Source organism: Lacimonas salitolerans, from assembly GCF_042677865.1.
Lineage (GTDB): Bacteria > Pseudomonadota > Alphaproteobacteria > Rhodobacterales > Rhodobacteraceae > Lutimaribacter > Lutimaribacter salitolerans.
Genome location: NZ_JBHUDD010000108.1, coordinates 1 through 3,359, shown reverse-complemented (window position 1 = coordinate 3,359; position 3,359 = coordinate 1). Strand labels below are relative to the sequence as shown.

The 3,359-nt window shown below is 42.7% G+C and carries 4 protein-coding genes; 1 reads left to right on the top strand and 3 read right to left on the bottom strand.

Annotated features, from left to right (window positions below; genetic code table 11):
• Positions 1–67 precede the first annotated feature (67 nt).
• Positions 68–253 (top strand): hypothetical protein, encoded by a 186-nt coding sequence (locus ACFTOW_RS13725; RefSeq protein WP_379916653.1) that lies wholly within the window; start codon positions 68–70, stop codon positions 251–253.
• 548 nt (positions 254–801) lie between these two features.
• Here ACFTOW_RS13725 and ACFTOW_RS13720 read toward each other — a convergent pair.
• From ACFTOW_RS13720 to ACFTOW_RS13710, 3 genes are read right to left on the bottom strand one after another with little or no spacing between them, the layout of a single operon-like run.
• A complete protein-coding gene (locus ACFTOW_RS13720) occupies positions 802–1,203 on the bottom strand; it encodes a hypothetical protein (RefSeq protein WP_379916651.1) in 402 nt (133 codons plus the stop codon).
• A 39-nt stretch (positions 1,204–1,242) separates the two neighbouring features.
• Positions 1,243–2,208: a hypothetical protein gene (locus ACFTOW_RS13715; RefSeq protein WP_379916649.1), complete on the bottom strand. Its 966-nt coding sequence runs from the start codon at positions 2,206–2,208 to the stop codon at positions 1,243–1,245.
• The gene (locus ACFTOW_RS13710) at positions 2,205–3,224 is read right to left on the bottom strand and encodes an FAD-dependent oxidoreductase (RefSeq protein WP_379916647.1); all 1,020 of its coding nucleotides are present in this window, start codon (positions 3,222–3,224) and stop codon (positions 2,205–2,207) included. The genes ACFTOW_RS13715 and ACFTOW_RS13710 overlap by 4 nt, the downstream gene beginning before the upstream one ends.
• Positions 3,225–3,359 lie beyond the last annotated feature (135 nt).

Below are 3,359 nucleotides of genomic sequence, written 5' to 3'. Positions count from 1 at the left end.
CAAGCAAATGACCGGAAACCAAACCACCCACACAAACCGCGAAATAGCCCAAAATAAGGAGTGAAATATGAGCAGACTTGAAGAACTGATGCAGCAACAGGCAGCGCTTGAAGAAGAAATCAAGCAGGTTGCTAAGGCTGAAAAGGCAGAAGCACTCAAAGAAGTACGCAGACTGTGCAAACTGCACGGCTTTACCCACAATCAACTCAAAGCATACCTTGCAGCAGGCAGAAAGCCACGTGCTGCGAAATAACCACTGCGCATGAACACAAAGACTGTGTTGGCTGCGAGTTGTTCTGTGATGTTGATCACACGCTGAGGCAGAGACTGTTCCTTGCAGCACTTGCATGCTCAACGCATGCTGTGCAGCGGTGTCAACGACACAGTGTAGTGCGCACATAGCCGTCAGACAACACAGCCTCGCATGCTGAGGTGCGGAGAACAGCAACACAGCGCTGTGCGTGTTATTTTTTTGACAGCAGTGCGTGCACAAGGTGGTGGCGACGAATGTATGCGCAAAATCAATTGGTTGACTGCGGCGAAATATTGACAGCACCATTTGCGCACAAATCTTTGAAATGTGCACAAGATGCACACATCATTAGGGCAAATTCCACACGCAAACTGTGTCAAACAGTGCTGACGGCACAAGCAGGCACAGAGATTTGCCAATGTCTGCCCACCACACATGCGTCAAGTAAGCACCCACCGCAACGGTGACGACAGCAGCAATATGGTTTGACACAGTCATGCTGAAGACGCAGGCAGTGTGCTGTGAACTTGGCTCTGCGCACGCATCTCTTAATCGCCAAACTTGTCGCGCATGCTGTCCACTGTGCCCTGCATACGCTCGCCCTTGCCGCAATCGGCGGTCAACGTCATGCTCTTTGACGCACGCTGTCGTAAGCCGTTGAACTGAACTTCCCTGTAACGAGCACTTAGTTGCAGTTCAACATAGTCACCTTCCAACACTGCAATACGAGCAACGCCATTGGAAAATGCAGCAGTGCGATTGGTTTTTATATGACGCACCACGAAACTTTCCTCAGGGATGGCGCAACGGTTGGTCAGCCGCACTTCGGCCGTGATCTGCTGCGGATCGCCCACACGCAAGAAATGACGGATTTCGGGCCAGCCCGTATAGGTCAGGTAGAGCAACACAAGTGCTCCCACCGCCAAACTGATTTGCGCAAGACTTTTCACGGCACCCTCATAAGGAAACAGGTTGGCATTTATTAAGTATCACTGCACCTCCGGTTGACCGAAAAACAAATTACAGAAGTCTGAAACCTGTAAATGAAACAAATCAAACTCTGATCTTATCCTCCTCTGATACGGCTTAAGCGAGTATAATATAGATTCATAATTTTTATTTAAATTATGAATATACGAAGTTAAAAATCCTTGCCCAGACAAAACTGAATGGTCAAGTTTAAGAAAATTCGGCAAGTAAACGTCTTCCATATGTTTAGCAGCTCCCGCCTTTCTAACAATTGGAATACAGTCAAATAGTGCGGCCTCTCTCGGAATCCGATCCTTTCCAGGATGATGGCCAAAATCAATGAAGTATTTCGACGCTTGCAGTGCCCGCTGGACTTCAGTATGTGACATATTTTCTATTGAAAAAACAGAAAACGACGATTGAAGATCAGCAATAATTTTTTCAGTCCCTATAGCTTTTCTCGGCAAAAAACATATGTCATATTTCTTAACATGCCTCTCCTCGGACATTCTAGTATCGTAAAGAGTATAATCTGAAACAATTGGACCATCAATATTAAGGCTTGCAGCTTCACGTTGCGCATAGTGCGACTGAAAAATGCTTATAGAATGATGCAAAGCAGACAATTCCTCAAATCTATTTAACTGAGAAAGGGGAGCATTGTCCCAACTCAGCCACCAGAGAACGCAATTTGAAAAGCCATTTTTACTAAATTTAACAAGTAGACTTATTTCTCTTTCAGGAAATATTATCACGTCATCCTTATGCACGACACTACAAACATCATACTTTAAATCTGCAATAGAAATATTTGGTCTTCTTTTGTAACTAACTGTCATGTAGTCTTCTATTAACCTCATTTCTTTAGCCACATCGTAAAAAAGAATTTGACTTTTATACCCCAAACTATTAATGGCACTATTAAGTTGTAGAAGTGCAAAGGGACCACCGGTATAGTCATCTGGACAACAAATAACAAATTTCATACTGCACCCCACTCCAAGAGAACCTTCTGAGATATTGACAACGCAGAAGAAATGGCCTGATCCATGTTTATGTAGACATACATTCCGCAACGGCCAATAAAAACCATGTTACTAGGAATTTCCGACTTATATCTGTTGTATAATATGCGATTTTCTCCTTTTGGGTCAGATATTGGATAATAGCGTTGAAAATCGTTATCCCTAAAATCACACGGCTCTTCCTCAGTGACTAATGTCAAGTCGCCATTGAAACCATGGCCAGGAAAATTTTTCCATTCTGTGCGTCGAGTAAAAGATGAATTGTTGGTATAGTTAACGACTGGAAATATCGTTAATTTTTCAACTTGATAAACCTTGTGATGAAATCTAATAGATCGATAGGGAAGCATGCCATATTTATAATCAAAAAACTCATCGATAGACATGGAGTTGAAGGTAAAATCATAGTTAAACATCATTTCCTTAGAGAACGGAGTTCCTAATTTAACTGTTATCAATTTATGGCTTAAAATTTCCGATACTAGGTTAGTATATCCATACTTGGGAAACTTTTGAAAGCTTGACTTAGGAAAATATCGGTCTTCAAAATCCTGTCTCATCGGCACACGGTGAAAAATATTAGGGTTAATTTCTTCTAATGTCACGCCCCACATTTTCTCTGAATAGGGGCGATAAAATGTATTAATAATGTCGTCTGAGTGAATAAATTTCATGGTATTCAGGTTAGGTGGAAAAGGAACGAATTCACCACTTTTAAGTTCTGCTACAACACGGTGTTCGTAATCGACCCACTCAGTGAAGCGACTCAACCAGTCTGTCACTCTTTTATTGGAAGTATGAAAAATATGTGGTCCAAATTTATGAACTCTTATCCCTGTGCTATCTTCGTAATCAAAGCAATGCCCGCCAACATGGTTTTTTTGATCAATAACCGTTACGCGACAGCCACGATGCGCTAGCTGCCGTGCAACTGTTACTCCTGAAAGTCCAGCACCAATCACAAGTACATTTTTCATCGCGTCATGCCCCACCAACTAATATCGCGCTTTCAAAAGTAATTTGCTTCGCTAGCATTGGCAAGAACAATCCGATGTTTGTAGGTGGCTATTTCGCGGTTTGTGTGGGTGGTTTGGTTTCCGGTCATTTGCTTG